The 25,622-nt window shown below is 70.4% G+C and carries 22 protein-coding genes; 12 read left to right on the top strand and 10 right to left on the bottom strand.

The window, feature by feature from the left end:
* Window positions 1–22 precede the first annotated feature (22 nt).
* From CRP56_RS32200 to CRP56_RS32180, 5 genes are read right to left on the bottom strand one after another with little or no spacing between them, the layout of a single operon-like run.
* A complete protein-coding gene (locus CRP56_RS32200; RefSeq protein WP_097269948.1) occupies window positions 23–706 on the bottom strand; it encodes a hypothetical protein in 684 nt (227 codons plus the stop codon).
* Between the two features lie 19 nt (window positions 707–725).
* A complete protein-coding gene (locus CRP56_RS32195) occupies window positions 726–2,237 on the bottom strand; it encodes a GH39 family glycosyl hydrolase (RefSeq protein WP_097269945.1) in 1,512 nt (503 codons plus the stop codon).
* The gene (locus CRP56_RS32190; protein ID WP_097269943.1) at window positions 2,234–3,889 is read right to left on the bottom strand and encodes an ABC transporter substrate-binding protein; all 1,656 of its coding nucleotides are present in this window, start codon (window positions 3,887–3,889) and stop codon (window positions 2,234–2,236) included. The genes CRP56_RS32195 and CRP56_RS32190 overlap by 4 nt, the downstream gene beginning before the upstream one ends.
* 34 nt (window positions 3,890–3,923) lie before the next feature.
* Window positions 3,924–4,796 (bottom strand): carbohydrate ABC transporter permease, encoded by an 873-nt coding sequence (locus tag CRP56_RS32185; protein ID WP_097269940.1) that lies wholly within the window; start codon window positions 4,794–4,796, stop codon window positions 3,924–3,926.
* On the bottom strand, window positions 4,790–5,773 hold the full coding sequence (locus tag CRP56_RS32180) for an ABC transporter permease (protein WP_097269938.1): 984 nt from the start codon (window positions 5,771–5,773) through the stop codon (window positions 4,790–4,792). The genes CRP56_RS32185 and CRP56_RS32180 overlap by 7 nt, the downstream gene beginning before the upstream one ends.
* Before the next feature lie 227 nt (window positions 5,774–6,000).
* Here CRP56_RS32180 and CRP56_RS32175 point away from each other — a divergent pair, with 227 nt between their 5' ends.
* On the top strand, window positions 6,001–6,999 hold the full coding sequence (locus tag CRP56_RS32175; RefSeq protein ID WP_097269936.1) for an acetylxylan esterase: 999 nt from the start codon (window positions 6,001–6,003) through the stop codon (window positions 6,997–6,999).
* Here CRP56_RS32175 and CRP56_RS32170 read toward each other — a convergent pair.
* The 3 genes from CRP56_RS32170 to CRP56_RS32160 all read right to left on the bottom strand — a co-directional run bounded on the left by CRP56_RS32170 (window position 6,980) and on the right by CRP56_RS32160 (window position 12,342).
* Complete coding sequence (locus tag CRP56_RS32170) at window positions 6,980–10,219, bottom strand: GH92 family glycosyl hydrolase (protein ID WP_097269934.1); 3,240 nt, start codon at window positions 10,217–10,219, stop codon at window positions 6,980–6,982. The two genes, CRP56_RS32175 and CRP56_RS32170, sit on opposite strands and share 20 nt — an antisense overlap.
* A 396-nt stretch (window positions 10,220–10,615) precedes the next feature.
* Complete coding sequence (locus CRP56_RS32165; protein ID WP_257041296.1) at window positions 10,616–11,023, bottom strand: hypothetical protein; 408 nt, start codon at window positions 11,021–11,023, stop codon at window positions 10,616–10,618.
* Window positions 11,024–11,253: 230 nt separating this feature from the next.
* A complete protein-coding gene (locus CRP56_RS32160; protein WP_097269932.1) occupies window positions 11,254–12,342 on the bottom strand; it encodes a lytic polysaccharide monooxygenase auxiliary activity family 9 protein in 1,089 nt (362 codons plus the stop codon).
* Between the two features lie 190 nt (window positions 12,343–12,532).
* On the opposite strand from CRP56_RS32160, the gene CRP56_RS32155 reads away from it, so the two are divergent.
* Window positions 12,533–12,874 (top strand): hypothetical protein, encoded by a 342-nt coding sequence (locus CRP56_RS32155; protein ID WP_143664958.1) that lies wholly within the window; start codon window positions 12,533–12,535, stop codon window positions 12,872–12,874.
* Here CRP56_RS32155 and CRP56_RS32150 read toward each other — a convergent pair.
* Both CRP56_RS32150 and acnA read right to left on the bottom strand, forming a co-directional pair.
* Window positions 12,853–13,443, bottom strand: coding sequence for an HD domain-containing protein (locus CRP56_RS32150; protein ID WP_097269928.1), 591 nt, complete (start codon window positions 13,441–13,443; stop codon window positions 12,853–12,855). The two genes, CRP56_RS32155 and CRP56_RS32150, sit on opposite strands and share 22 nt — an antisense overlap.
* Window positions 13,444–13,614: 171 nt before the next feature.
* On the bottom strand, window positions 13,615–16,332 hold the full coding sequence (gene acnA, locus CRP56_RS32145; RefSeq protein ID WP_097269926.1) for an aconitate hydratase AcnA: 2,718 nt from the start codon (window positions 16,330–16,332) through the stop codon (window positions 13,615–13,617).
* Window positions 16,333–16,629: 297 nt separating this feature from the next.
* Here acnA and CRP56_RS32140 point away from each other — a divergent pair, with 297 nt between their 5' ends.
* The 10 genes from CRP56_RS32140 to CRP56_RS32095 all read left to right on the top strand — a co-directional run bounded on the left by CRP56_RS32140 (window position 16,630) and on the right by CRP56_RS32095 (window position 25,590).
* Window positions 16,630–17,238 carry a hypothetical protein gene (locus CRP56_RS32140; protein ID WP_097269924.1) on the top strand — a complete coding sequence of 203 codons (609 nt, stop codon included), beginning with the start codon at window positions 16,630–16,632 and terminating at the stop codon, window positions 17,236–17,238.
* A 42-nt stretch (window positions 17,239–17,280) separates the two neighbouring features.
* Entirely contained in the window at window positions 17,281–17,481 is a 201-nt protein-coding gene (locus CRP56_RS32135; RefSeq protein WP_097269922.1) for a DUF4236 domain-containing protein, read from the top strand.
* A gap of 64 nt (window positions 17,482–17,545) precedes the next feature.
* Window positions 17,546–19,075: a helix-turn-helix domain-containing protein gene (locus CRP56_RS32130; RefSeq protein WP_097269920.1), complete on the top strand. Its 1,530-nt coding sequence runs from the start codon at window positions 17,546–17,548 to the stop codon at window positions 19,073–19,075.
* A gap of 151 nt (window positions 19,076–19,226) precedes the next feature.
* Window positions 19,227–20,390 (top strand): NAD(P)/FAD-dependent oxidoreductase, encoded by a 1,164-nt coding sequence (locus tag CRP56_RS32125; protein WP_097269918.1) that lies wholly within the window; start codon window positions 19,227–19,229, stop codon window positions 20,388–20,390.
* Window positions 20,387–20,686, top strand: a complete 300-nt coding sequence (locus tag CRP56_RS32120) for a (2Fe-2S)-binding protein (RefSeq protein ID WP_097269916.1) — start codon at window positions 20,387–20,389, stop codon at window positions 20,684–20,686. Before CRP56_RS32125 ends, CRP56_RS32120 begins: the two co-directional genes overlap by 4 nt.
* On the top strand, window positions 20,676–22,133 hold the full coding sequence (locus CRP56_RS32115) for an NAD(P)/FAD-dependent oxidoreductase (RefSeq protein ID WP_097269914.1): 1,458 nt from the start codon (window positions 20,676–20,678) through the stop codon (window positions 22,131–22,133). Before CRP56_RS32120 ends, CRP56_RS32115 begins: the two co-directional genes overlap by 11 nt.
* Window positions 22,130–23,029, top strand: coding sequence for a dihydrodipicolinate synthase family protein (locus CRP56_RS32110; RefSeq protein WP_097269912.1), 900 nt, complete (start codon window positions 22,130–22,132; stop codon window positions 23,027–23,029). The genes CRP56_RS32115 and CRP56_RS32110 overlap by 4 nt, the downstream gene beginning before the upstream one ends.
* Before the next feature lie 30 nt (window positions 23,030–23,059).
* The gene (locus tag CRP56_RS32105; RefSeq protein ID WP_097269910.1) at window positions 23,060–24,061 is read left to right on the top strand and encodes a proline racemase family protein; all 1,002 of its coding nucleotides are present in this window, start codon (window positions 23,060–23,062) and stop codon (window positions 24,059–24,061) included.
* Window positions 24,062–24,160: 99 nt separating this feature from the next.
* The gene (locus tag CRP56_RS32100) at window positions 24,161–24,904 is read left to right on the top strand and encodes a GntR family transcriptional regulator (RefSeq protein ID WP_097269908.1); all 744 of its coding nucleotides are present in this window, start codon (window positions 24,161–24,163) and stop codon (window positions 24,902–24,904) included.
* A gap of 50 nt (window positions 24,905–24,954) precedes the next feature.
* The gene (locus tag CRP56_RS32095) at window positions 24,955–25,590 is read left to right on the top strand and encodes a TetR/AcrR family transcriptional regulator (RefSeq protein ID WP_097269906.1); all 636 of its coding nucleotides are present in this window, start codon (window positions 24,955–24,957) and stop codon (window positions 25,588–25,590) included.
* Window positions 25,591–25,622: the final 32 nt, after the last annotated feature.

The following is a 25,622-nucleotide window of genomic DNA, read 5'->3' as shown; positions in this document are numbered from 1 at the left end:
ACGACCACGCCCGTCTTCCCGGTCATGCGGTGAAGTCCCTCTCGGTCTCGGCGATCACCGCGCGGCTGCCGTGCAGCAGGGACAGCAGCAGCGGGGTGGCCAGCAGGGCGGGCAGGGCCTCGGTCAGCAGGGCGGTCCCGGCGGCGGTCAGGACGAGCAGCGAGCCGGCGGCGAGGGTGGCGCGGCCGTGCCGGAAGAGGAAGTACGCGGCGAGGCGGGCGGTGTCGCGGGTGCGGAAGCTGAACAGGGAGGTCAGGACGAGTGCGTGCGCTCCCCAGAGCAGCGAACCGGCCCCGATCGCGCCGAGCAGCACCGCCCACCAGCGGGGCAGCCCGGACGCGGCGAAGTGGGTGAGCGTGAACGCGATGACCGTGAGCCAGGCCAGCAGCGGCGCCCACAGCCGCAGCGCGGGGAGCACGTTGAGCCGCCAGCCGCGCCGGTAGGCGCGGGCCGGGTGGAGGTCGGTGAGGTCGCGGGCGCGGTGGTGGAGGGCGTAGACGGCGGCGGAGGCGGCCGGGCCGAGCGGGAGCAGGCATACGGCGGCCAGGGGGAGGTTCGACGGATCGGCGCCCAGCAGGAGCAGGCCCGCGAGGCCGGGGCTCGCGGCGGCCAGCAGCAGGGCCTCGACCGTGAGGAGGGTGTGGATGAGGGCGGCGGCGCGGGAGAGGGAGCCGGCGCCGAAGGCGGCGGACGACGGTGCGCTCATCGCGGATCCGTCCGGGGGGTCATCGCGGGTCCCTGCCGAGCAGTCGGCGCTCGTCCGCCCACGCGGGGGCCTCGTCCACGACCGCGCTGACCTCGACCAAGGTCACCTCGTGACGGCTCAGCGTCAGGTCCAGCTCCACCCGGCCGTCCGCCACCGGCAGCCGCAGATGCCGTCGACCGGGCTCGGCCGCCTCGTGGAGTACGTCGAGCTGGTGCGGGCGCGGCGACCGGGGGCTGCCCATCCGCTGCCACGCCGTGCGGGCGTTGCCGTGCTCCTCGTCCACGCTGGACCGTCGTACGAAGGCCTCCCCCGCGGCGTTCAGAGGCACCGACAGCTTCAGCCGGTGCCGCTCCGGCCCCGGTGTCTGCCCGCTCGCGTCGACCGGTGCCCAGGCGAGGACGGTGACACGGCCGTCCGCATGCCGGGTGACCAGGTGGTCGTCGCCGCGGGCGAGCAGGTGGGTGCCCATGCGGGCCATGAACGCGTACAGGTGGTACGTCGGCTTCTTCACCTGCCGGTGGGTGAGCAGTCCGAAGCCGCCGTGGAAGAGCGCGGTCGGCGGACCGGCCTCCTCGAACATGTCGCTGAACGTCCAGTAGGAGAAGGAGTCGACGTGGTCGCCGCCGTGCGCGAGGACGGGGGCCAGGTAGGCGGCGTGGAAGGCGGTGTCGTGGACGGGGTTGTCGGGGCGGTAGGAGGAGTTGAACTCCGTGATGTGGACGGGCAGTCCGCCGAGGCGGGTGCCTTTCAGCAGGTCCCGGGGCGTGGCGAACTGGTCCAGCAGGTCCTGTGCGGGTTCCAGCGTCTGATACGTGCCGAAGGGCACGTGGTCCGCCGGGCCCGAGGTGTAGGCGTGCTTGGACACGAAGTCGACGGGCACGTCCCGGCGTTCGGCGAACTCGGCGAAGCGGCCCAGCCAGTCGTCCGCGCCGGGCGAGAGCGACGGGCCGCCGACCTGCAACCCGGCGTCGACGTCCTTCACCGCGGCCGCCGTCACCTCGTACAGCCGGTGATACTCCTGTTCGTCCGCGTTCTCCCAGAAGATGGACAGGTTGGGCTCGTTCCACACCTCGATGGGCCAGGTGCGCACCTCGTCGAGGCCGTAGCGGTCGACGAGGTGGGCGACGGTCGCCCGGACCAGGTCCGCCCACTCCTCGTAGGACCGGGGTGGGGTGACATTGCTCTTCCACCAGAAGACCGTCTGCTCACCCGACGCCAACTCCTCCGGCATGAAGCCCAGTTCGACGAACGGCCGGATGCCGAGGTCGAGGTAGGCGTCGACGACCTGGTCGACGTAGGTGAACGAGTGGTGGACGTGCCGGGTGCCCTGCCACTCGTAGGGCCGGTGGACCGCCATGCCGTCGCTCAGCAGGCCGTGACCGCGGATGTACCGGAAGCCGATCTCGTCCTGGAGCAGCCGCAGCGAGTCCTGGTAGTCGCGGCGCAGGGCGAGTTCGATGCGACCGGTGCCGACGCAGTGGCGCCAGGCGTCGGAGAGTACGCCGGTCGGTTCGGCGGGGACGTGGATCATCCGTTCTCCTTCTTGAACCGGTCGTACGCCTTGTTGTGCAGGTCGACGAGCTGCTGGACGTTCTTCGCCTTCAACTCGGTGACGTAGTCGTCCCATTCGGACATCGGCCGCTTGCCGAGGACGAACTTCAGGGTGCTCTGGATGGCGTGGTCCTTGAGCGGGGTGTCCCAGAGGGTCGCCTGTTCCTGCTCCACGGACTGAAGGGGGTGAGCCGGGTCGATGGGCAGTTCCTTCCGCTGGGACATCGCGTCCTGGAACTTCTTCTCGTCCGGGCCGAAGGTGGAGGAGACCAGCTCCCAGCTGCCGCCGTAGGTGAAGACGCCGTTGAAGAAGCCGAAGTCCTTCTGGAGGTCCTTCGGGGCGTCCGGGTCGGAGCCCATGAGGGAGATGCCGGGCTTCAGCTGGTAGGTGCCGCTGGACTCGGTGTAAGTGACGCCCCGGACACCCCACTTCGACAGCTTCTGGCCCTCGTCCGAGTACCAGAGCCAGTCCACGAACTGCATCATCGCGACGAAGCTGTCACTCTTGAGGGCCTTGCTGGAGACCATGATCCCGTTCTCCAGCCGGACCCCGCCGAGGACGACGGGTCCGGCGGGGCCGAGCGGCACCGGGACCATCTCGATCTTCGCGCCCTTGACCTGCTTCTCCAGGTTGTAGCGGTAGTTCTGCACCAGCTCCTGCGGGTTGGCGCTGATGACGTACGACTTCTCGGCCAGCAGCTTCTGCAGCGCCTGGTCGTCCTGCTGGGTGAAGCTCTCCGGGTCGAGCAGCTTCTCGGCGACGATCTTTCTCAAGTACTCGATCATCGCCCGGTAGTTGTCCTGCGTGGCGGTGAAAACGAACTTCTGCGCCTGAGTGTCGAAGCTGATGTTGTCGTACGCCCAGCCCGCCTTCACCCCGTACGCCTGGCCGAGGTACTGGAACAACGCCCCGCAGGGAAAGGGGGTGTTGACGCTCCAGCGGTCGGTCCACGGGTACTTGTCGGGGTACTCCGTCTTGAGCGCCTTCAGAACCGAGTAGACCTCGTCCCAGGTGCCGGGCAGGGCGAGGCCGAGCCTGTCGAGGACGTCCGTGCGGAAGGAGAGGGAGTAGTTGGCCTTGGGCTTCTCGTGCAGGCCGGGCAGCAGGTAGTACTCGCCGTCGGACTGGCGGATGGAGTCGAGCTCGGGCTCGAGCTTCCACTTCTTCACCTTGTCCTGGTAGTTGGGCATGAGGTGCACGTACTCACTCACCGGCAGGATCGCGCCGGAGGACACGAAGGCGACCTCGCCCGGGTGGTACGTCTTGGGGATCAGGAAAGGGGCGTCGCCCGCGCCGATCAGGACGCTGCGCTTCTTCTCGTAGTCGGCGAGCGGGACGTCGAGGGGCTTCAGGGTGACACCGGTGCGCCGGGTGACCTCCTTCCAGAACAGCCAGTTGCTCTTGTACGGGTAGACCGGGTTGTCGTTGTGCAGCATCGAGAAGGACAGCGGCTTGGCGGCCTTGAACTGCTGCCCGGCGCGGTACTCCTTCATCGCGCCGTCCTGCTTCTTCGAGAGGTCCTTGCCGTCGCCGCCGTCGTCGCCGCTGCCGCAGCCGGTGAGGCCGGCGAGACCGATGAAGCCGGCGGCGGCCAGGATCTGACGCCGCGACAGTTCTCCTGCGTTCTTCACGGGAACTCCCTTGTTCCTTGGGTGAGTCGGGGGATCAGCCCTTGACGGCGCCGAGCATCACGCCCGAGACGAAGTAGCGCTGGACGAACGGGTACACGCAGAGGATCGGCAGCGAGGTGAGCACGATGGTCACCGCCTGGATGTTCGCGCCGACCTGGCTGAGCTGCTCAGTGCCGGCGCCCGCGTTGGAGCCGCCGGTGGCACCCAGGATCATGTTCCGCAGATAGACGGTGACCGGCATCAGGTCCGAGCTGTCCATGTAGAGGAACGCGCTGAACCAGGAGTTCCAGAAGGACACCGAGTAGAACAGGACCATCGTCGCGACGACCGCCTTGGACAGCGGCAGCACGACCCTGAGCAGGATGCCGTAGGTGCTCAGCCCGTCGATCTGCGCGGCCTCCTCCAACTCCCCCGGCAGACTCTCGAAGAAGGCCTTCATCACCAGCAGGTTGAAGACGCTGATCGCGTTGGGCAGGGCGATCGCCCACACGCTGTTCTTCAGGCCGAGGGTGGTGATCAGCACGTAGTTGGGGATCAGACCGCCGGTGAAGAACATGGTGAACACGGCGATGCCGACGAGCGCGGTGCGGCCCTTGAGGTGCTTCTTCGACAGGACGTACGCGTAACAGGTCGTCAGGATCATCGCGACGACGGTGGAGACGACCGTGTAGAACACGGTGTTGCCGTAGTTGCGCCAGAACATCGAGTCCTGGAACACGATTTTGTACGTGGTGAGGTTGAACCCCTTGGGCCACAGCGTCACTTCACCGGCGCGGATCTGCCGCTCCCCGCTGAAGGACCGGGCGACGATGTTGGCGAAGGGATACAGCGTCACGACCACGACGAGGCTGAGGATCACCCCGTTGACGCCCTGGAACACCCGGTAGGAGCGGCTCGGCCTCACCACAGGCTGGTCCCCACCGTGCGCCGCGAGAGCTGGTTCGCGGAGGTGATCAGGACCAGGCCGATGACCGCCTCGAACAGGCCGATGGCGGCGGCGTAGCTGAAGCTGTTGGACTCGACGCCGGTCCGGTAGACGTACGTGGAGATCACGTCCGAGGTCTGGTAGGTCAGCGGGTTGTAGAGCAGCAGGACCTTCTCGAAGCCGACCGCCATGAAAGTGCCGACGTTGAGGATCAGCAGCGTGATCATGGTGGGGCGGATGCCGGGCAGGGTGACGTGCCAGGTCTGCCGCCAGCGGCCGGCGCCGTCGATGCGGGTGGCCTCGTACAGGTCCTCGTCGATGGTGGTGAGCGCGGCGAGGTAGAGGATCGTGCCCCAGCCGGCGGTCTGCCAGATCTCGGAGCCGACGTAGATCGTGCGGAACCACTCGGGTTCCTGGATGAACCGGATCTCGTCGTGGCCGAACCAGCCCAGGACGTGGTTGACCGGGCCGTCGGTGGCGAGGATCTGCAGGGTGATGCCGGCGACGATCACGATCGACAGGAAGTGCGGCAGGTACGACACCGACTGCACGAACCGCTTCAGGGCCCGCCTGCGCACCTCGTTGAGCAGCAGGGCCAGCACGATCGGCACCGGGAAGCAGAAGACGAGGGTCAGTCCGCCGAGCCACAGCGTGTTCCGGAAGACCTGCCAGAAGGTCGGGTCGCTGAGGAACATCTCGACATAGCGCAGGCCGACCCACTGCTCGCCGAACATCGAGCCGCCGGGCTCGAAACGCCGGAAGGCGATCACGTTGCCGAGCATCGGCAGATAGCGGAAGACCAGGAAGAACAGCAGCGGCAGCACCGCCAGCGAGTACAGCTGCCAGTCGCGGCGCAGCGCCCGTCGCCAGGTGACGCGTGCGGAGGGCTTGCGCGGTGGAGCGGGTGCGGGTGGGTCCTGGACGCCGGGCGGAGAGGCCGACTTGGTGGACGTGCTCATTGCTCGGTCCTCTCAGGAGAGGGAGTTGAACCGAAACTTTCGAGCTCTTACCGGTAACTTCGCGGCAACCTAAAGGCACATGGAAAGCGCTGTCAATGGGTGCTGCAAGGGCCTTCTGAGGCGACTGCACGGAGTTGAAGTCCTCGGCCCACGGGGTAGAACCCGGAGACGCAGCGCAGTAATCTCCGCAAGTTTCCATGTGCCGACCGACTCCTGCGAGGTGCCTTGTGCCCGCGTTCGACCTGCCCCTGACGGAACTCGCGCACCATCGCCCGCTCCCCGAAGAGCCCGCCGACTTCGAGGAGTTCTGGCACGGGACCCTCAAGGAGGCCGCCCAGGAGGAGGTGTTGGTGTCGGTACGGCCGGTGGAGTCCGGCCTGCGGCTCACCGAGACCTGGGACGTGACGTTCCGGGGCTTCGCGGGCGACCCGGTGCGCGCCTGGTTCTCCCGCCCCGCCGGGGTGCCTGAACCCCTGCCCGCGGTCGTCGAGTACGCGGGCTACGGCCGTGGCCGCGGCCTCCCGCACGAGCGCCTGACCTGGGTGAACGCCGGGTACGCGGTGATGCTCATGGACAACCGCGGCCAGGGCGACCAGTACGGCAACGGCGGTGCCACCCCCGACCCACACGCCCAGGCCCCCGGCGGTCCGGGCCCCATGACCCGCGGCCTTCTCCACCCCCGCGACTATCACTACCGCCGTCTCATCACGGACGCCGTCCGTGCGGTCACCGCGGTCCGCGCCCTGCCCGGCGTGGACGCCTCCCGCACCGTCGCCGTCGGCAACAGCCAGGGCGGCGGCCTCGCCCTCGCCGTCGCGGGACTCGTCCCCGACCTGGCCGCGGCCCTCATCACCGCCCCGCTGCTGTGCGGCATCCGCCGCGCCCTCGACCTCACCGACGCCCACCCGTACGGCGAGATCAGCACCTACCTCTCCGTGCACCGGGACGCGGAGGAGGCCGCGTACCGCACCCTGTCCTACGTCGAGGGCATCTCCTTCGCCCGCCGCGCCCACGCCCCGGCCCACTTCGGCGTCGGCCTGCGCGACACGGTCTGCCCACCGAGCGGCGCGTACGCCGCCTTCAACCGCTGGGCCGAACTCTCAGGCACCGACCCGCGCAAGGAGATCCACGCCTACCCGTACAACGGTCACGAGGGCGGCGACGCGGTCCATGTCCGCCGCCAACTCGACTGGCTGGAGAGCCTGTTCAGCGAGTCGCCAGTGTGAACACGTGCAGGTCCGGCTCACGGGGCAGCCGCACACTCGCCACGGCCTTCCCCTCGGGCGCCGTGAACGGCTCGGTGGCGAAGACGTACGCGCCGACCGCTTCCCGCCCCGCGCCCGGGACGTTCCGGTACGCGGTCCGCGCGACGACCTCGTTGCCGTACCGCACGCTGCCGCCGCCCCCGCCGAGCGTCCAGTCGGTGAAGGAGAGGTCGACGGTGTCGGTGCTGCCGTCGGTGTAGGTGACGGTGGCGCGACCCTGCTGATCGCCGCCGACCGCGCTCCCGACGAAGGCCAACCGGCTTGCGGGCTGTGACAATTCCACGGTCTGCCCCTTCCCGGAGGCGTTGTCCGGCCGCCCGCTCGGCGAGCCGGGCCAGGTGAAACGGAGGCCGTCGCCCACGCGCCCCTGCCCGCCCGGGGTCAAACCGGCCGCGGCCAGCGCCTGACGCGAGTAGCTCCAGCCGTCGCCGTCGAAGTCGGCCTCGCCGTGGTCACCGAAGTCGTCCGAGATCCCGGTGCCGTCGTAGGCGGCCAGCAGACTGCCGGGGGCGGCGACGGTCAGGAAGACCGGCTGCGCGTACGAGTCGACGGCGATCTCGACATCGTAGAAGCCCTGGATGGTGTCCTCGCCGGCACTGAGCGTGATCACGCGAACCCCGTCAACAACACTGCCCTCGGCAGGACTTGCCTCGACCCCCTCTGGCGCGTCGACGCTGAAGTGGACCTCCGGCCCGGCACCGCCGCGCAGCGCGAGCGCGCGAACGGCGACCTTCGCGCTCCCGCCCGGGGCGAGCGTCACCGCGGTCGGCCCGATGCCGACCTGGTAGGGCTGCTCGCCCTCGCGGAAGGAGGGCGGGGCGGCATCGGCGCCCGAGCCCCAGGCGCGGTCGGGTGTACCGGAGAGTGTGTAGTCGAGGCGGCCGCCGTCGCGCACGAGGGAGGCGGGCAGCCAAGGCCGTTCACTGGTACGCCCGTCGACGCGCAGGGAGTGGATGTACGGCGCGTCGGTGGCGGCTCCTTCCGCGTGGACGGAGATGTCGTTGCCGTCCGGGCGGTCGATCTCGATCCGCGGGAACAGCGGTGAGGCCAGGACGAGTTCGGCGCGGGAGGGGACCTGCGGATACATGCCGAGGGCGGCGAAGACGTACCAGGCGGACATCGCGCCGAGGTCGTCGTTGCCCGGGATGCCGCCCGGCCGAGTCGACCACAGCTGCCGCATGGCGGCGCGCACGGTCTCCTGCGTCCGGTACGGGGCACCCGCGTAGTCGTACAGGTAGGGCACGTTGATCGAGGGCTCGTTGTCCAGCTCCGCCTTCTCGCCGCCGCTTCCGGTGAAGGCCCAACTGCCGTCACCCGCGTGGAAGAAGGAGTCGAGCCGACCGCGGGCCGCGTCCCGCCCGCCCATCGCGGCGAAGAGCCCCGCGGGATTGTGCGGCACCATCCAGGTGTACTGGGCGGCTGTCCCCTCCACGAACCCGTTGCCGGTGTCCGGGGTGAAGCCGGTGACCCAACTCCCGTCGTCCTTGCGGTTGGCGATGTAGCCGCCGCTCGGGTGAGCACCGATGTTGACGTTGTTCTGCCACCACTGGGAGCGGCCGGCGAACTCGGCGGCGACTCCCTTCTCCCCTGCCGCGGTGGCGAGTTGCGAGAGGGCGAAGTCGGCGCCGGACATCTCCAGCGTCTCCGCGGCGCCGCCCCAGGCATTGGACACGGACGGCATGTAGTGGTGTTTCAAGTACCGGTCGAGGGACGGCCGTTGCCCCACCGACAGGACCGGCTTCCCGGCGGCGGACAGATCCTGCTGGGTCGGTACGGTCGCCGCACGGACCAGTGAGTGCAGCGCGCCGGGCAGGTCGAAGTCGGTGCCGCCGAAGGCGTGGATGCCTGCCAGGGCGATGGCCGATGGATCCCCGTTCATGACGTGCGTGCCGCTCGCCCCGTGCAGCCAGCGGTCCCAGGTCCCGCCGTTCTGCTCGGCGAGTTCGTACAGCGACTGGGCGATGTCGGAGCCGGTGCGCGGCTGGAGGAGCGTGAGCAGCTGCACCTGGTCGCGGTAGACGTCCCACCCGGAGAAGGTGCCGTACTGCGCCCGGCGCCCGGTCCGGTGCACCTCGCCGTCGGCGCCGCGATACCTGCGGTCGGCGTCGCTGATGACGTTCGGATGGAGGAGGGAGTGGTACAGGGCCGTGTAGAAGGTGGTGCGCTCGGCGTCCGTACCACCGCCGACGCGGACGGCGGCGAGGTCGTCGCGCCAGGCCCGGCGAGCCGCTTCCCGTACGGCGTCGAAGGTGCGGTACGGCGGGTTCTCCGCCGCCAGGTTCGTCTCGGCGCCCGCCCGACTGACGTACGAGACACCGACCTTGACGTTCACCGGCCCGGCACCCGGCGCGAACTCCACATACCCGCCGGCCCCCTTGCCGGCGACCGGCCGACCGCCGTCGGCGAAACCGCCGGTGCCGCCGCTCGTCGCGAGGGAACCGGGGTCGAGCCGGTCGTCCCGCCAGGTGCCGGTCGCCTTGAAGGCGCGGTCGAAGCGGGCGGTGAAGTGCAGGGTGTAGTAGGCGCGTCGGCCTTCGGGGTCGAGGTGACCGCAGAAGTTGCCGGAGGTGACGGAGCCGGAGACGGTACGGGTCTCCGGGTGGATCTCGACCGTGGAATCCGTGGAGCCCACCTCGGAGTTGGCGGTGCGGATGAGCAACGAGGCGGGGCGGTCGGCCGGGTAGGTGAAGCGGGCCGAACCGGTGCGGGCGGTGGCCGTGAGGTCCGCGGTGACGCCGGAGGCGAGGGAGACCTTGTAGTGGCCGGGTTCGGCGGTCTCGTCGGCGTGGTCGAAGTCGGCGGCGTAGACCGCGTCCCCGGTGTCGCTCGCGGGCGAGGAGGCGACCTGTCCGGCGTACGGGAAGAACGGGATGTCACCGCTGCCGCCCGCGCACCCGGTGCCGGACATGTGGGTGAGGCTGAAGCCCCGGATGCGGGTGGCGTCGTAGTGGTAGCCGCCGGGGGCCGCCGTGCGGGTGGCGTCGCCGCGGGTGTTCTCGGGGCTCCACGAGAGCATGCCGAACGGGGTGACCGCGCCGGGGAAGACGTTGCCGCCGTCGCGGGTGCCGATGAGGGGGTCGACGTAGGCGGTGGGGTCGTCGACGAGCTCGGGGGGCGCGAGGGGTGGGGCGGGCGCGGCGGCGACACCGGCGAACACCAAGGCCAGAGCGGCGGCAAGCATGAGGGGCTTCACGGGCGCCAGCCGTACCACGCGCGGTCGCGAACAGCCGTCCGACAGCACCGCGGAACCACTCGGACGGGTCACACCCAACTCGCTTGACTTGGCGGTCCATTGACGCGGTAAGGTGAGGTTTAGACCACTCGACAACGTTGTCCGACCGGCGCGCTGTCGCCGTCGTCAGCCACTCCACACCCGGGCAGGGACTCCCCCTCACCTGCCCGGCTCGCGGACCCGGTGGGGGTGTCCACCGGGTCCGCCCTTGAGCCCCCAGGGACGACGGAACCCTGCGCTCTCTGGCCTCAGCACGGCTCGCCTCACTCCCGCCAGGTGGCGGTGACCTCAGCCCTGTCGCCGATGCCCGGCGTCCGCGGGGCCCGGCCTCTTCACGTAGGTACGTCATCGACGGCGTCGGCGGGACGTCGGCTCGCTCGGGTCGGGGAGTGGGTCCTCGCGGCCGCCCGCCAGTCGGCGTCGCCACCACAGGTCGCCCTGCCACTGACGCTGTGCGGCGAAGGGGTCGGGGAGGGTGCGTCGGAGGTAGGTGGCGTCCAAGTCGCCTACGGCACGCGCGAGTTCGGCGCGTGGGCGGGGAGGCAGTCGGGTGAGGACCTCGGCCAGTACGTCGCGGGCGTGCCGGACGTCGTCGAAGGAGCAGCCGCGGCAGGAGCACTCCGCGTCCTGTGGGTAGCGGGGCCGTCGGCCCGCCGGTTGGAGGAACTGGCGGTAGCGGCGCAGGGCTCGGTCGGTGGCGCCGGAGTAGAGGTAATAGTCCGCCGGGAGCCCTTCAACGCGGGCTATGGACAAGCTCGTTCGGGTGGACAGGCCATGGATACGGGCCGGCGGGAGGTCCCAGCGCGGGGCACTGGAGGGTCGAGCGGCGCGCAGCGCGCCGGGGCGCCTACGCGGCATCGCCCTTTCGGGACGCGGCCGGCACGGTCATGCGGATCGTGAACGTCATGCCCGTCATCATGTCATCGCCGACGGACCCGGTGAGCGGCGGCTCGTGGCCCACCGGGTCCGCGGGCCGGCCGGGGTTACCCGACGCGACAGGGCAACGTGGTCGCCGTATCACCGCCGGAGCCGGTCACGACGTACCCGAACGTCGCGCTCTTCCCCGGACTCAGGGACCCGTTCCAGTCGGCGTTGTGGACCATCACGTCCTGGCCGGTGTAGGTGGCGTTGCCGTTCCAGAGGCTGTCGACCTTCTGGCCGCTCGGGAGCGCCCAGTTGACCATCCAGCCGAGCATCGGGACGTCGCCGGAGTTGGTGACGGTCACCTCGGACTGGTAGCCGCCGCTCCAACTGCCGGTCGTCCTGCGGGTGGCGGTGCAGGTGCCGGGGACCGGCTCGGTCGGGTTGCCCGGCTCGTGGATGCCGGTCACCTCGCCGTGGCCGCCGTCGAAGACGACGTCGGAGCAGGAGTAGAAGGTCTCCGCGCTGTCCGAGCGCTGCCAGACCATGTAGATGACGTGGCGGCCCGACTTGTTGGACGGAAGCTGCCCGGTCCAGGAGTAGTTGGCGTCGACCGTGCCCGGACTGCCGTGCAGCGGCGGGTGGTCGACGGAGAGGAAGGGGCGGTCCTCGATGTCGTTCCAGGTGAGGGTCTTGGTCGGGTCGAAGCCGTCTTTGGTCACGTAGACGTAGAACCAACCAGGGTGCGCCGCCCAGGCGTTGTAGGAGAAGTCGACGGTCGCGCCCGAGGTGAGGTGGGTCAACGGCCAGTCGTTGCGGGGGGCGTTGAAGCCGGTGAAGTTGGTGTTGCCGCCGCTGCAGAGCTGGCCGTCCGGTACGAAGCCGCGGGTGCGGCCGGCGCCGTCCGAGCGGAGCACCGAGAACCAGTTGTAGAACGGCGTGGTGCCGCTGACGGCCTGGGCGTTCTTGCAGGCCGGGTTGACCGGCTTGATCTCACCGGTGTCGGTGAGCGCGTCCTGCCAGCACAGGAAGGTGCGGCTGGCGGGCTTCATCGGGGTGCCGTGGGCCTCCGCCTGCCCGCCGGTCGTGACGACCAGGGCGACGGCGGGGATGGCGGCGAGCAGGGAGACCAGGACGAGGAAGAGGGCTCTGGCGCGAGTCGGCAGCACTAATCGGCGACCTGGGGACGCCGCTGATTTTGTCAGGATCATGACAGTCCAGTCCGTTCCTTGAGGTACGGGCCGTGCGGATGCGTGTGCGGGAGGGCGGGGTGGGTGGTCCCCTCCGGGTGGGTTCCGGTCCATCCGCATGGGAGCGCTCCCACCCCGCCTGTGGCGGAAGGTAGCGCGAATAGGGGCGGGTGTAAACGGTTGGCGCAGGAGAGTTGTACGATCACTGTGCGTGTCGGCGTCCGGATTGGCTTGCGTGGGGGAGTCGAAGGGCAGCCCGCTGCGGGATCTCGTGGACGGCCGGATCGTGGTGCGAGGCCGGGGCAAGGTGTGGCACAACTCCGTGCGTGACGGCTTGCGTGGTGACCTGGACGCCGCCGCGACCGAGCCGTACAAGGTCGTCGGCGTCCAGTGCGTGAGGGGCGACGAACAGAACACGGCAACGCCCGACGTGACCGTCTTCGACCCCCGAGAACTGGACTTCTTCGAGGCCGCGTGGGTCCCGGTGGGAAAGGTCGCCCTCGTCGTGGAGGTCGTCTCCCCTGTCTCCCGTCACACGGGATACGCCCCCTGAAAGGCGAGCCGCGCCTCCGCCCCCTCCCCCACGGCCGTCAGCAGGTCGTCGAGGTCGAGGAACTCCTCCCACGCCGACCGCCCGCTCGCCTCGGCCAGCGCCTTGACCACCAGGTCCTCCAGCTCCGGGACGCGCTTGTTCTTCCATGCCTTGTCGGCGAGGCTGACCAGGAGATCCTCGATCGTCACGTCCGGCGCGGTCCAGCTCGCGTGGGTGGCGGCGAAGCGGGCGAGCCGCGGGGTGATGCCGTGGCTCAACAGCAGGTCACGACCGGCGACTTCGTGCGCCGAGCCGGGGCCGGAGAGCTCCGTGGTGTGCGCCGTCTTGCCTATGTCGTGCGTGGCCGCGCCGAACAGCACCGCCTCGCGGTCGAACGGGAGTTGAGGGTGCTGCCGCGTCACCCACTCCACGAGGTCGTACGCCACGTCGTGCACCGCCCTCAGATGCGCGGCCAGCCGCGGCGGCGCGTCCAGCGCGCGCAGCAACTCCGCCGCCCGGTCCGGCAGCGGGCGGAGGTGTGGGTCGCCGGGGTCGTGCAGGGCGCGGTGGAGGAGGTCAGGGGTGGTCACGCGGAAAGGGTACGACGATCGCCGACGCCGGTCTCAAGGCCAGGGGCGCCCATACCAGTTCAGGGCCAAGTGTCGCCAACACCGGTCCCAGACCCAGGCAGTCGGCGCAGCCCAGGAACGCCGAAGGCCCGTGTCCCCGGCGTACCGGGGACACGGGCCTTCCGGGAAGGACTAGCCGCGGATCAGGCTGCGCAGCACGTACTGCATGATGCCGCCGTTGCGGTAGTAGTCGGCCTCACCGGGGGTGTCGATGCGGACGACCGCGTCGAACTCGACGCCCGTGTCGGTGGTGACCTTGACCGTGCTCGGGGTGGTGCCGTTGTTCAGCTCGGTCACGCCGGTGATGGAGAAGGTCTCCTCGCCGGTCAGGCCGAGGGAGTCGGCGTTCTGGCCGGCCGGGAACTGCAGCGGCAGGACGCCCATGCCGATGAGGTTCGAGCGGTGGATGCGCTCGTACGACTCGGTGATGACGGCCTTGACGCCGAGGAGCGCGGTGCCCTTGGCGGCCCAGTCGCGGGACGAGCCGGAGCCGTACTCCTTGCCGCCCAGGATGACCAGCGGGGTGCCGGCGGCCTGGTAGTTCTGCGACGCGTCGTAGATGAAGGAGACCGGGCCGCCGTCCTGCGTGAAGTCGCGGGTGTAGCCGCCCTCGGTGCCCGGCGCGATCTGGTTGCGCAGGCGGATGTTGGCGAACGTACCGCGGATCATGACCTCGTGGTTGCCGCGGCGGGAGCCGTAGCTGTTGAAGTCGCGGCGCTCGACGCCGTGCTCCGTGAGGTACTTGCCGGCCGGGGTGTCGGCCTTGATCGCACCGGCCGGGGAGATGTGGTCGGTGGTGACCGAGTCGCCGAGCTTGGCGAGGACGCGGGCGCCCGTGATGTCGGAGACCGGGGTGGTCTCCATCGTCATGCCCTCGAAGTACGGGGGCTTGCGGACGTACGTCGACTGCGGGTCCCACTCGAAGGTGTCGCCGGTCGGGATCGACAGAGCCTGCCACTGGGCGTCGCCCGCGAAGACGTCCTGGTAGGACTTGGAGAACATGTCCTCGCCGATGGCGTTGGCGACGACGTCGTTGACCTCGGCCTCGGAGGGCCAGATGTCGGCCAGGAAGACCGGCTTGCCCTCCTGGTCCACGCCCAGCGCGTCGCGCGTGATGTCCACCTTCATGGAGCCCGCGATGGCGTACGCGACGACCAGCGGCGGGGAGGCCAGGTAGTTCATCTTGACGTCGGGGTTGATCCGGCCCTCGAAGTTGCGGTTGCCGGAGAGCACCGAGGTCACGGCCAGGTCGTGGTCGTTGACGGCCTTGGAGACCTCTTCCGGCAGCGGGCCGGAGTTGCCGATGCAGGTGGTGCAGCCGTAGCCGACGAGGTTGAAGCCGACCTTGTCGAGGTAGGGGGTGAGCCCCGCCTTGTCGAAGTAGTCGGTGACGACCTTGGAGCCCGGGGCGAGGGTGGTCTTGACCCACGGCTTGCGGGTCAGGCCCTTCTCGACCGCCTTCTTGGCCACCAGCGCGGCGGCGACCATGACGTACGGGTTGGACGTGTTGGTGCAGGAGGTGATGGCCGCGACCGTCACCGCACCGTGGTCGATCTCGTACGTCGAACCGTCGGGGGCGGTCACGGTGACCGGGTTGGACGGGGCGCCGTTCGGGGCGACGGCCGGGGCGTCGGAGGCCGGGAAGGACTCCTGGCCGGCCTCGTCGACGACGTCGACGTAGTTGCGGACGTCCAGCTTGAACTGCTCGGCGGCGTTGGCGAGGACGATGCGGTCCTGCGGGCGCTTCGGGCCGGCGATGGAGGGGACGACCGTGGAGAGGTCGAGCTCCAGCTTCTCGGAGAAGTCGGGCTCGGCGGCCGGGTCGAGCCAGAGGCCCTGCTCCTTGGCGTACGCCTCGACGAGCGCGAGCTGCTGCTCGGAGCGGCCGGTGAGCTTGAGGTACTTGATGGTCTCGTCGTCGATCGGGAAGATCGCGGCGGTGGAGCCGAACTCCGGCGACATGTTGCCGATGGTGGCGCGGTTGGCCAGCGAGGTGGCGGCGACGCCCTCGCCGTAGAACTCGACGAACTTGCCGACGACGCCGTGCTTGCGCAGCATCTCGGTGATGGTGAGCACGAGGTCGGTGGCGGTGGTGCCCGGGGTGAGCTCACCGGTCAGCTTGAAGCCGACGACGCGCGGGATGAGCATCGAGACCGGCTGGCCGAGCATCGCGGCCTCGGCCTCGATGCCGCCGACGCCCCAGCCGAGCACACCGAGGCCGTTGACCATGGTGGTGTGCGAGTCGGTGCCGACGAGGGTGTCGGGGTAGGCCTGGCCGTTGCGCACCATGACCGTACGGGCGAGGTGCTCGATGTTGACCTGGTGGACGATGCCGGTGCCCGGGGGGACGACCTTGAAGTCGTCGAAGGCGGTCTGGCCCCAGCGCAGGAACTGGTAGCGCTCCTTGTTGCGGCCGTACTCCAGGTCGACGTTCTGCTTGAAGGCGTCGTTGGTGCCGAACTTGTCGGCGATGACGGAGTGGTCGATGACCATCTCGGCCGGGGAGAGCGGGTTGACCTTGGCCGGGTCGCCGCCGAGGGCCTTGACGGCCTCGCGCATGGTGGCGAGGTCGACGACACAGGGCACGCCGGTGAAGTCCTGCATGATCACGCGGGCGGGCGTGAACTGGATCTCCTGGGACGGCTGGGCCTGGGAGTCCCAGCTGCCGAGGGCACGGATGTGGTCGGCGGTGATGTTCGCGCCGTCCTCGGTACGGAGCAGGTTCTCCAGCAGAACCTTGAGGCTGTACGGAAGGCGAGCCGAGCCTTCCACCTTGTCCAGCCGGAAGATCTCGTACGACTCGTCGCCCACCTGCAGCGTGCTGCGGGCGTCGAAGCTGTTCGCCGACACGACAGTCTCCTTCATTGATGTGCGCGTTCCCACCGCATCCTGCCGCCACGACGACTTGGCCGATCCGCTAAGGTCAGGCTAAGTTAGGTAACCCTAACCGGGGTGGCGGCTGCGGTACGCCTCGGCAGATATCTCGATGTCGAGATAACTCTAGTACATGGGGTCGGACAGGTCATGCCCGGACTCCGTTTGTGACGCCTCACACGACGTCTCACACGGCGCTTAGGCTCACCCGGTGATTATCTGGCGGGACGACGCCTTCGGCGCGGGCAGGCCGACACGCGCAGGGGGTGGCTCGTGAGCCGTGCCGAGTGGGTCGTCCGGCATCTGCCCGAGATGACCGCCGGGCTCCGGCCCGCCCTGCGCGCCCACCTCATCCACACCCTGCGCCCGGACGACCTCGCGGCCGCGGCGGCCGTCGACGACTCCGCCCACCCGACGGGCCTGCACGTCCACGACGCCTCCAGGGACGGCGTCCCCTACGTCGGCATCGAGTTGGCGGGCGGCCTCGGTGCACTCATGCACGGCTCGCGGGTCGTCGCGCTCGGCGCCACAGCGGTCGCCTCGCGGCGCCGGCTCGCCGAAGAGGACGCCGCCGGCACCCGTACCGGTCTGGACGAGGCGCTCATCGGCCACTGGAGCAGCGCCCCGTACGACTACGGCGTCATGGAGACGTCCGAGTGCGAACTGCGGGCCGACGGCACCGGGTGGAGCCTGCTGGCCCATCTCGGCGGGGAGTGGGTGACGCGGCTGACATGGCGGTGCCCCTCGCCGGGACTGCTGGAGCTGCGGACGGAGGACGGTCAGGAGTCACGGCACCGGTACCTCGTCACCACCGCCCCGGTGACATCGGTCACCTTCGAGGAGCCGGTCGAGTTCTGCCATCAGTACGCCAAGTCGGGGTAACCGACAGGTACGTTCCCAGACCCCCCGGAGGGAGGCGTACGCATGCCCCTGACGTTCCGCAAGAGTTTCCGCATCCTGCCCGGCGTACGGCTGAACATCAACCGGCGCTCCTGGTCCATCACCACCGGCGGCGGAAAGAACGGTCCGCGCCACACCCACAGCAGCACCGGACGTCGTACGACATCGGTTGATTTGCCCGGACCTTTCGGATGGCGGCGCACCCGTACCCATAAGAGGCATTGACGAGCCATCACCCGAATGGCCCCACCGGGATGTGTCATCTCATATCTGAGATAGCCTCAACCTCATGGCAGACGATTACCTCGTACGCATCGGCAAGCTCATCCGTGACGCGCGGCAACACCGTGGCTGGACACAGTCGCAGCTCGCGGAGGCGCTCGGCACCAGTCAGAGCGCCGTCAACCGCATCGAGCGCGGCAACCAAAACATCAGCCTTGAGATGATCGCTCGAATCGGTGAAGCCCTGGAGAGCGAGATCGTCTCTCTGGGCTACGCGGGCCCGATGCATCTGCGAGTCGTCGGCGGGCGCCGGCTCTCCGGCGCCATCGACGTCAAGACCAGCAAGAACGCGTGCGTGGCACTGCTGTGCGCCTCTCTGCTCAACAAGGGGCGCACAGTGCTGCGCCGGGTCGCCCGCATCGAGGAGGTCTACCGCCTGCTGGAGGTGCTCAACTCCATCGGCGTGCGCACTCGCTGGATCAACGAGGGCGTCGACCTGGAGATCGTGCCGCCCGCCCAGCTGGACATGGCCGCGATCGACGCGGACGCGGCCCGCCGCACCCGCTCGATCATCATGTTCCTCGGCCCGCTGCTGCACCGCATGGACGCCTTCAAACTGCCGTACGCCGGTGGCTGCGACCTCGGGACGCGGACCATCGAGCCGCACATGATCGCGCTGCGCCGCTTCGGCCTCGACATCGCGGCGACCGAGGGGCTGTACCACGCGCAGGTGGACCGCTCGATCTCCCCCGACCGCCCGATCGTGCTGACCGAGCGCGGCGACACCGTGACCGAGAACGCGCTGCTGGCCGCCGCGCGGCACGACGGCGTCACGGTCATCCGCAATGCGTCCTCCAACTACATGGTCCAGGACCTCTGCTTCTTCCTGGAGGCGCTCGGCGTCAAGGTCGAGGGCATCGGCACCACCACCCTCACCGTGCACGGCATGCCGACCATCGACGTCGACGTCGACTACTCCCCCTCCGAGGACCCGGTCGAGGCGATGAGCCTGCTGGCCGCCGCGGTGGTCACGGAGTCGGAGCTGACGGTCCGCCGGGTGCCCATCGAGTTCCTGGAGATCGAGCTCGCGGTCCTGGAGGAGATGGGCCTCGACCACGACCGCACGCCGGAGTACGTCGCCGACAACGGCCGTACCCGTCTGGTCGACCTGACGGTCCGCCCGAGCAAGCTCGAAGCGCCGATCGACAAGATCCACCCGATGCCGTTCCCGGGCCTGAACATCGACAACGTCCCGTTCTTCGCGGCCATCGCGGCCTCCGCGCAGGGCAAGACGCTGATCCATGACTGGGTCTACGACAACCGGGCGATCTACCTGACGGACCTCAACCGCCTAGGCGGCAGGCTCCAGTTGCTGGACCCGCACCGCGTGCTGGTCGAGGGCCCGACCCGCTGGCGCGCCGCCGAGATGATGTGCCCGCCGGCGCTGCGTCCCGCCGTGGTCGTCCTGCTGGCCATGATGGCGGCGGAGGGCACGTCCGTGCTGCGGAACGTGTACGTCATCAACCGGGGTTACGAGGACCTCGCCGAGCGGCTCAACAGCGTCGGGGCGCAGATCGAGATCTTCCGCGACATCTGAGCCACACCGAAACCACCGAAGGCCGCCGCCCCCCCTTCTCATGGGGTCTGGCGGCCTTCGTGCGCACTGCGCCGCCACCGCTGCTCTTCTTCTTGTGTGTCCCGGGTGTCGGCTCTTCCTCGACCGCAGAAGTATGTGACATAGTACTGGCGTGACCAAGCGACTGACCTGCGACGTCGTCGTGGTCGGAGCCGGGATGGCGGGCGCGGCCTGTGCCCTGTACGCCTCTCGCGCCGGCCTGGACGTCACCGTGGTGGACCGCGGCCCGGTGGCCGGAGGTACGACCGGTGCGGGTGAGGGCAATCTGCTGGTCTCCGACAAGGAGCCGGGGCCCGAGCTCGAACTCGCCCTGCTGTCACAGCGGTTGTGGGCCGAGCTGGCCGCCGAGCCGGGGCTGGGGGCCGCGTTCGAGTACGAGCCCAAGGGTGGTGTCGTCGTCGCGTCCACGTCCGAGGGGCTCACCGCCCTGGAGGGGTTCGCCGCCGGGCAACGGGCCGCCGGGGTCGAGGCGCTGAGCGTCGACCCTCACCAACTCCGTGAGCTGGAGCCGTACTTGACGCCGGACACGGCAGGCGGCGTGCTCTACCCCCAGGACGCGCAGGTGATGCCGACCCTGGCCGCCGCGCATCTCCTACGGGCTTCGGGCGCACGCCTGTTGACCGGCTGGAACGTGATCGACGTACCGCGCGGCGCCGACGGTGCCGTGCGCGGGGTGCGCGCCGACCGGGGCGAGATCCACGCGCCGACGGTCGTGAACGCGGCCGGCACCTGGGGCGGTGAGCTCGCCGCGCTCGCCGGCGTGCACCTGCCCGTCCTCCCCCGGCGCGGCTTCGTCCTGGTCACCGAGCCGCTCCCGCGCAGGGTCCGGCACAAGGTGTACGCCGCCGACTACGTGGCCGACGTGGCCAGCGACTCGGCGGCGCTGCAGACCTCGCCGGTGGTGGAGGGCACGGCCGCCGGGCCGGTCCTGATCGGCGCGAGCCGGGAGCGGGTCGGCTTCGACCGCTCCTTCTCGCTGCCCGCCGTGCGGGCGCTGGCGGCGGGCGCGACCCGGCTGTTCCCGTTCCTGGAGGACGTCCGGGCGATGCGCACGTACCTCGGCTTCCGCCCGTACATGCCCGACCACCTCCCGGCGATCGGCCCCGATCCGCGCGTCCCCGGCCTCGTGCACGCCTGTGGGCACGAGGGCGCCGGCATCGGACTCGCCACGGGCACCGGGCAGTCGATCGCCCAGGTGCTGAGCGGCAAGGCTCCCGAGCTGGATCTGACGCCGTTCCGTCCCGACCGCTTCACCCCCGCCGAGGAGGACGCGTGAAACCCCTGGAGCTGGCCCGGGCCCGTCCCGGGCCCGCGTTCACCGTCACCCTCGACGGGCGCGAGATCGAGGCGCTGCCCGGCCAGACCGTCGCCGCCGCGCTCTGGACGGCCGGGATCACCTCCTGGCGGAGCACCCGCGGCGAGGGCCGTCCGCGGGGCGTCTTCTGCGGCATCGGCGTCTGCTACGACTGCCTGGTCACCGTCAACGACCGCCCCAATCAAAGAGCTTGCCTCGTTCCGCTGAAGCCGGGCGACGCGATCCGCACGCAGGAGGGGACAGGTCATGACGGCTGAACGGCCGCATCTGGCCGTGATCGGCGCCGGTCCCGCGGGGCTGGCCGCCACGCTGGCCGCCGCCCGGCACGGCGTACGGGTCACGCTCGTCGACGCGGCGCCCGAGGCGGGCGGCCAGTTCTACCGGCAGCCCGCGCGCGCCCTCGGCGCACGACGACCCGAGGCCCTGCACCACGAGTGGCGGACGTGGGAGCGGCTGCGGGACGGGCTGCGGACCCATCAACAGCAGGGTTCTGTCACGCACTTGACCGACCATCACGTCTGGCTCGTCGAGCGGCGCTCCGGCGGCTTCACCGTGCACGCGCTGCTCGGCCCGGAGCAGACCGAACCGGCCGAGGTGCGCGCCGACGCCGTAGTGCTGGCCACCGGCGGCTACGAGAAGGTGCTGCCCTTCCCCGGCTGGACCCTCCCCGGTGTCGTCACCGCGGGCGGCGCGCAGGCCATACTCAAGAGCACCCTCTCCGTCGGCGGACGCACCGCCGTCGTCGCCGGGACCGGCCCGCTGCTCCTGCCCGTCGCCACCGGACTCGCGGCGGCGGGCGTCCGGGTGGCGGCGCTGGTGGAGTCCGCCGACCCCCGGGACCTCGTACGACGGTCACGCGTGCTGTCCGCCCAACCCGCCAAGCTCGCCGAAGGCGCCCGGTACGCCGCCCAGTTGGCGCGGCACCGGGTGCGCACCCTGGTCCACCACACCGTGGTCGCGGCACACGGCACCGAGCGGCTGGAGGCCGTGACCGTCGCCGCGCTCGACCGCTCCGGACGCGTCCGGCCCGGCACCGAACGCCGTATCGCCTGCGACACCCTGGCCGTCGGCCACGGCATGCTGCCGCACACCGACCTCGCCCAGGGGCTGGGCTGCCGGATCGACGGGGTCGCGGTGCACGTGGACGACGAGCAGCGCACCGATGTGCCGGGCGTGTGGGCGGCGGGCGAGGCCACCGGCATCGGCGGCGCGGCTCTCTCGCTCGCCGAGGGACACATCGCCGGGCGGTCGATCGCCGCACGCCTGAGGGGCGTTGAGCCGGACCCAGACGAATGGGCGGGTGCGGCGCGCGCCCGTACGGCGCTCCGGAGGTTCTTCGCCACGCTCGACGAGGTCTGCGCACCGCCCGCGCACTGGGCCGAGCAGGTCAGCGACGACACCGTGGTGTGCCGCTGCGAGGAGGTGACCGGCGGTGCGATCCGCGAGGCCGTGGCCGGGCTGGGCGCCGGGGACCAGCGGACCGTGAAGCTGCTGACGCGGGCCGGAATGGGCTGGTGCCAGGGGCGGATGTGCGGTTCCGCGGTGGCCGGGCTCGTCGGCTGCCCGGAGACGCCCGCTCGGCGGCCATTCGCGCATCCGGTGCCGCTGGGCGTACTGGCCCGGGCCGGGGACGCCCCGGAGGCCGACGTCTGGCCATTCACCTCAGTGCCATGTCACACACCACCACAGAAGGGCTCTCGATGACCACCACCCCGCAGAACCGCCCCTGGCGCGGCGTCCTCGTCGCCACCGCGCTGCCGCTGCGCGACGACCTCTCCGTCGACCTCGACAAGTACGCCGAGCACTGCGCCTGGCTGGTCGAGAACGGCTGTGACGGGGTCGTGCCGAACGGCTCGCTCGGCGAGTACCAGGTGCTCACGCCCGAGGAGCGCGCCAAGGTCGTCGAGACGGCCGTGGCCGCGATCGGCGGGGAGCGGGTGATGCCGGGGGTCGCCGCCTACGGGTCGGCCGAGTCCCGCCGCTGGGCCGAGCAGGCGCGGGACGCCGGGTGTGCCGCAGTGATGCTGCTGCCGCCCAACGCGTACCGCGCCGACGAGCGTTCGGTGCTGGCGCACTACGCCGAGGTCGCGAAGGCGGGCGTGCCGGTGGTGGCGTACAACAACCCGATCGACACCAAGGTCGACCTCGTGCCGGAGCTGCTGGCGAAGCTGCACGGCGAGGGACACATCCACGCGGTCAAGGAGTTCTCCGGCGATGTCCGGCGCGCCTACCAGCTCGCCGAACTCGCCCCGGAGCTGGACCTGTTGATCGGTGCCGACGACGTCCTGCTGGAGCTCGCGGTCGCCGGGGCCGTGGGGTGGGTGGCCGGCTACCCGAACGCGCTGCCGCGCGCGTCCGTCGAGCTGTACCGGGCGGCCGTCGGCGGGGACCTCGGCACCGCCAAGAAGCTCTACGAGCAGCTGCACCCGTTGCTGCGCTGGGACTCCAAGGTCGAGTTCGTGCAGGCCATCAAACTGTCCATGGACATCGTCGGCCGGCACGGCGGCGCCTGCCGGCCGCCACGGGTGCCGCTGCTGCCCGAGCAGGAGGCCGCCGTGCGGGCCGCCACGGAGAAGGCCGTCGCCGCCGGACTCGCGTAACCCCTCACAGCTGGCGAAGGAGATCGCACCATGCGCAGCAAACTCGTCCTGCACGCCGTCGACTCGCACACCGAGGGCATGCCGACCCGGGTGATCACCGGCGGCATCGGCACGATCCCCGGCGCCACGATGAACGAGCGGCGGCTGTACTTCCGTGAACACCGCGACGACATCAAGCAGTTGCTGATGAACGAGCCGCGCGGGCACTCGGCGATGAGCGGCGCGATCCTCCAGCCGCCGACCCGCCCCGACTGCGACTGGGGCGTGGTCTACATCGAGGTCTCCGGATACCTCCCGATGTGCGGGCACGGCACGATCGGCGTGGCGACCGTCCTCGTGGAGACCGGCATGGTCGAGGTCGTCGAGCCGGTCACCACCATCCGGCTCGACACCCCGGCGGGCCTCGTCGTGGCCGAGGTCGAGGTGGTGGACGGCGCCGCGAAGGCGGTCACGCTCCAGAACGTGCCGTCGTACTCCGTGGCCCTCGACCGCAAGATCACGCTCGCCGACGGACGGACGGTGACCTACGACATGGCGTACGGCGGCAACTTCTACGCCATCCTGCCGCTGGAGCAGTTCGGCCTGCCCTTCGACCGTGCCCGCAAGGACGACATCCTCGCCGCCGGGCTGTCGCTCATGGCGGCGATCAACGCCGAGGAGGAGCCGGTCCATCCCGAGGACCCGTCCATCCGGGGCTGTCACCACGTCCATCTGATCGCTCCCGACGCCACCGCCCGTCACTCCCGGCACGCCATGGCCATCCACCCCGGCTGGTTCGACCGCTCCCCGTGCGGCACCGGCACCAGCGCCCGCATGGCCCAGCTGCACGCGCGCGGTGAACTCCCCCTGCACACCGAGTTCGTGAACGAGTCCTTCATCGGCACCCGGTTCACCGGCCGCCTGCTCGGCACCACGGAGGTCGCCGGACGGCCGGCCGTCCTGCCCAGCTTCACCGGCCGCGCCTGGATCACCGGCACCGCGCAGTACCTGCTCGACCCGTCCGACCCGTTCCCGGCCGGATTCGTCCTCTAGACCACGGGTCAAGCCCTGTGGCGTGCCGCATAGATACTGGTGGCGCGTGACATTGCACATCCATGGTGCGTGACGCCCGTACGAGGAGATCCCGAAGACATGGCCGCCATCCGCCCCAGCAGCCCGACCGTCGGCGCGCCCGCCGCATCCGCCGCTCCCGCGACGCCCGTCCTGCCCTCGCTCGGCGGCAAGAAAAGCAGCTATCGCGAGCGGGTCGCCGACGCGCTGCGAGCCGCGCTGATCGCCGGTGAGCTGCTGCCCGGGGCGGTGTACTCCGCGCCGGCCCTCGCCGCCCGCTTCGGCGTCTCGGCGACCCCGGTGCGCGAGGCCATGCTGGACCTGGTCAAGGAGGGTCTGGTCGACACCGTCCCCAACAAGGGGTTCCGGGTCAGCGAGGTCTCCGACCGGCAGCTCGACGAGTACACGCACGTCCGGCGGCTAATCGAGATCCCGACGGTGGTGGGTCTGGCCGCCACCGCCGCCCCGGTCCAGCTGGAGGCGCTGCGTCCGGCGGCCCGCGAGATCGTGCAGGCCGCCGCGGCCGGTGACCTCGTCGCGTACGTCGAGGCCGACACCCGCTTCCACCTCGGCCTGCTAGCCCTCGCGGGCAACGCCCACCTCGTCGAGGTGGTCCGCGATCTGCGTGCCCGCTCCCGCCTGTACGGGCTGACCGCCCTCGTCGAGGCGGGCCGCCTGCCGGCCTCCGCCGAGGAGCACCTCGAACTCCTCGACGCGCTGATCGCCCGCGACGAGACGGCGGTGCACGAGGTCATGACCCGCCATCTCGGCCACGTCCGCGGTCTGTGGGCGGCGCGGCAGGACGGCGACCGCGAAGGGAGATGACGGATTCGTCAGGACTGGGACCGTCATCGGTGCCTCGTTAGAATCCGCCCATGACCACGTCAGCCCCGCCCGGCAACCGCTTCGAGCGGCGTCGCGCCGAGACCCGTGCGGCGCTGGTCCGCGCGGCTCGGCAGCTTCTCGCCGAGACCGGGGAGACCGGCGCCAGCATCCAGGTGATCGCCGAGCGCGCCGACGTCGGCTTCGGCTCCTTCTACAACCACTTCGAGTCGAAGTCGGAGTTGTTCGAGGCGGCGGTGGTGGACGCCCTGGAGGAGTACGGCCAGGCCTTCGACGACCGTCTGACCGGCATCGACGACGCGGCGGAACGCGTCGCGGCCGGCTTCCGTCTCAGCGCCCGGATGGCCGACTCGCACCCGGAGCTGATGCAGATCGTGCGCCGCCGCGGCCTCGCCCACATCCACTCGGGCAACGGACTGGCCCGACGCGCCCTGCGTGATGTCCAGGTCGGCATGGACTCGGGCCGCTTCACCGTACGCGACCCCGCGGTGGCCCTGTCGGCGCTGGGCGGCACCCTGCTGTCCCTGGTGGAGCTGCGCTTCGCGCGTCCCGATGTCGACGGCGACGAGGCGGCCGTCGAGCTGGCCGAGATGGTCCTGCGGATGCTGGGCGTCCCACCGGACGACGCCCACGAGATCGCCCGCCGTCCGCTGCCGGGGGCCGGCTGACGTCGAGGGAGGGCCGTTGGCGGCGGCCCCCC

This window comes from Streptomyces sp. TLI_55 (assembly GCF_900206255.1).
GTDB classification, from domain to species: domain Bacteria; phylum Actinomycetota; class Actinomycetes; order Streptomycetales; family Streptomycetaceae; genus Streptomyces; species Streptomyces aquilus.
Note: the sequence above shows the minus strand (reverse complement) of the source record. Positions and strands in the feature narration are given on the sequence as shown.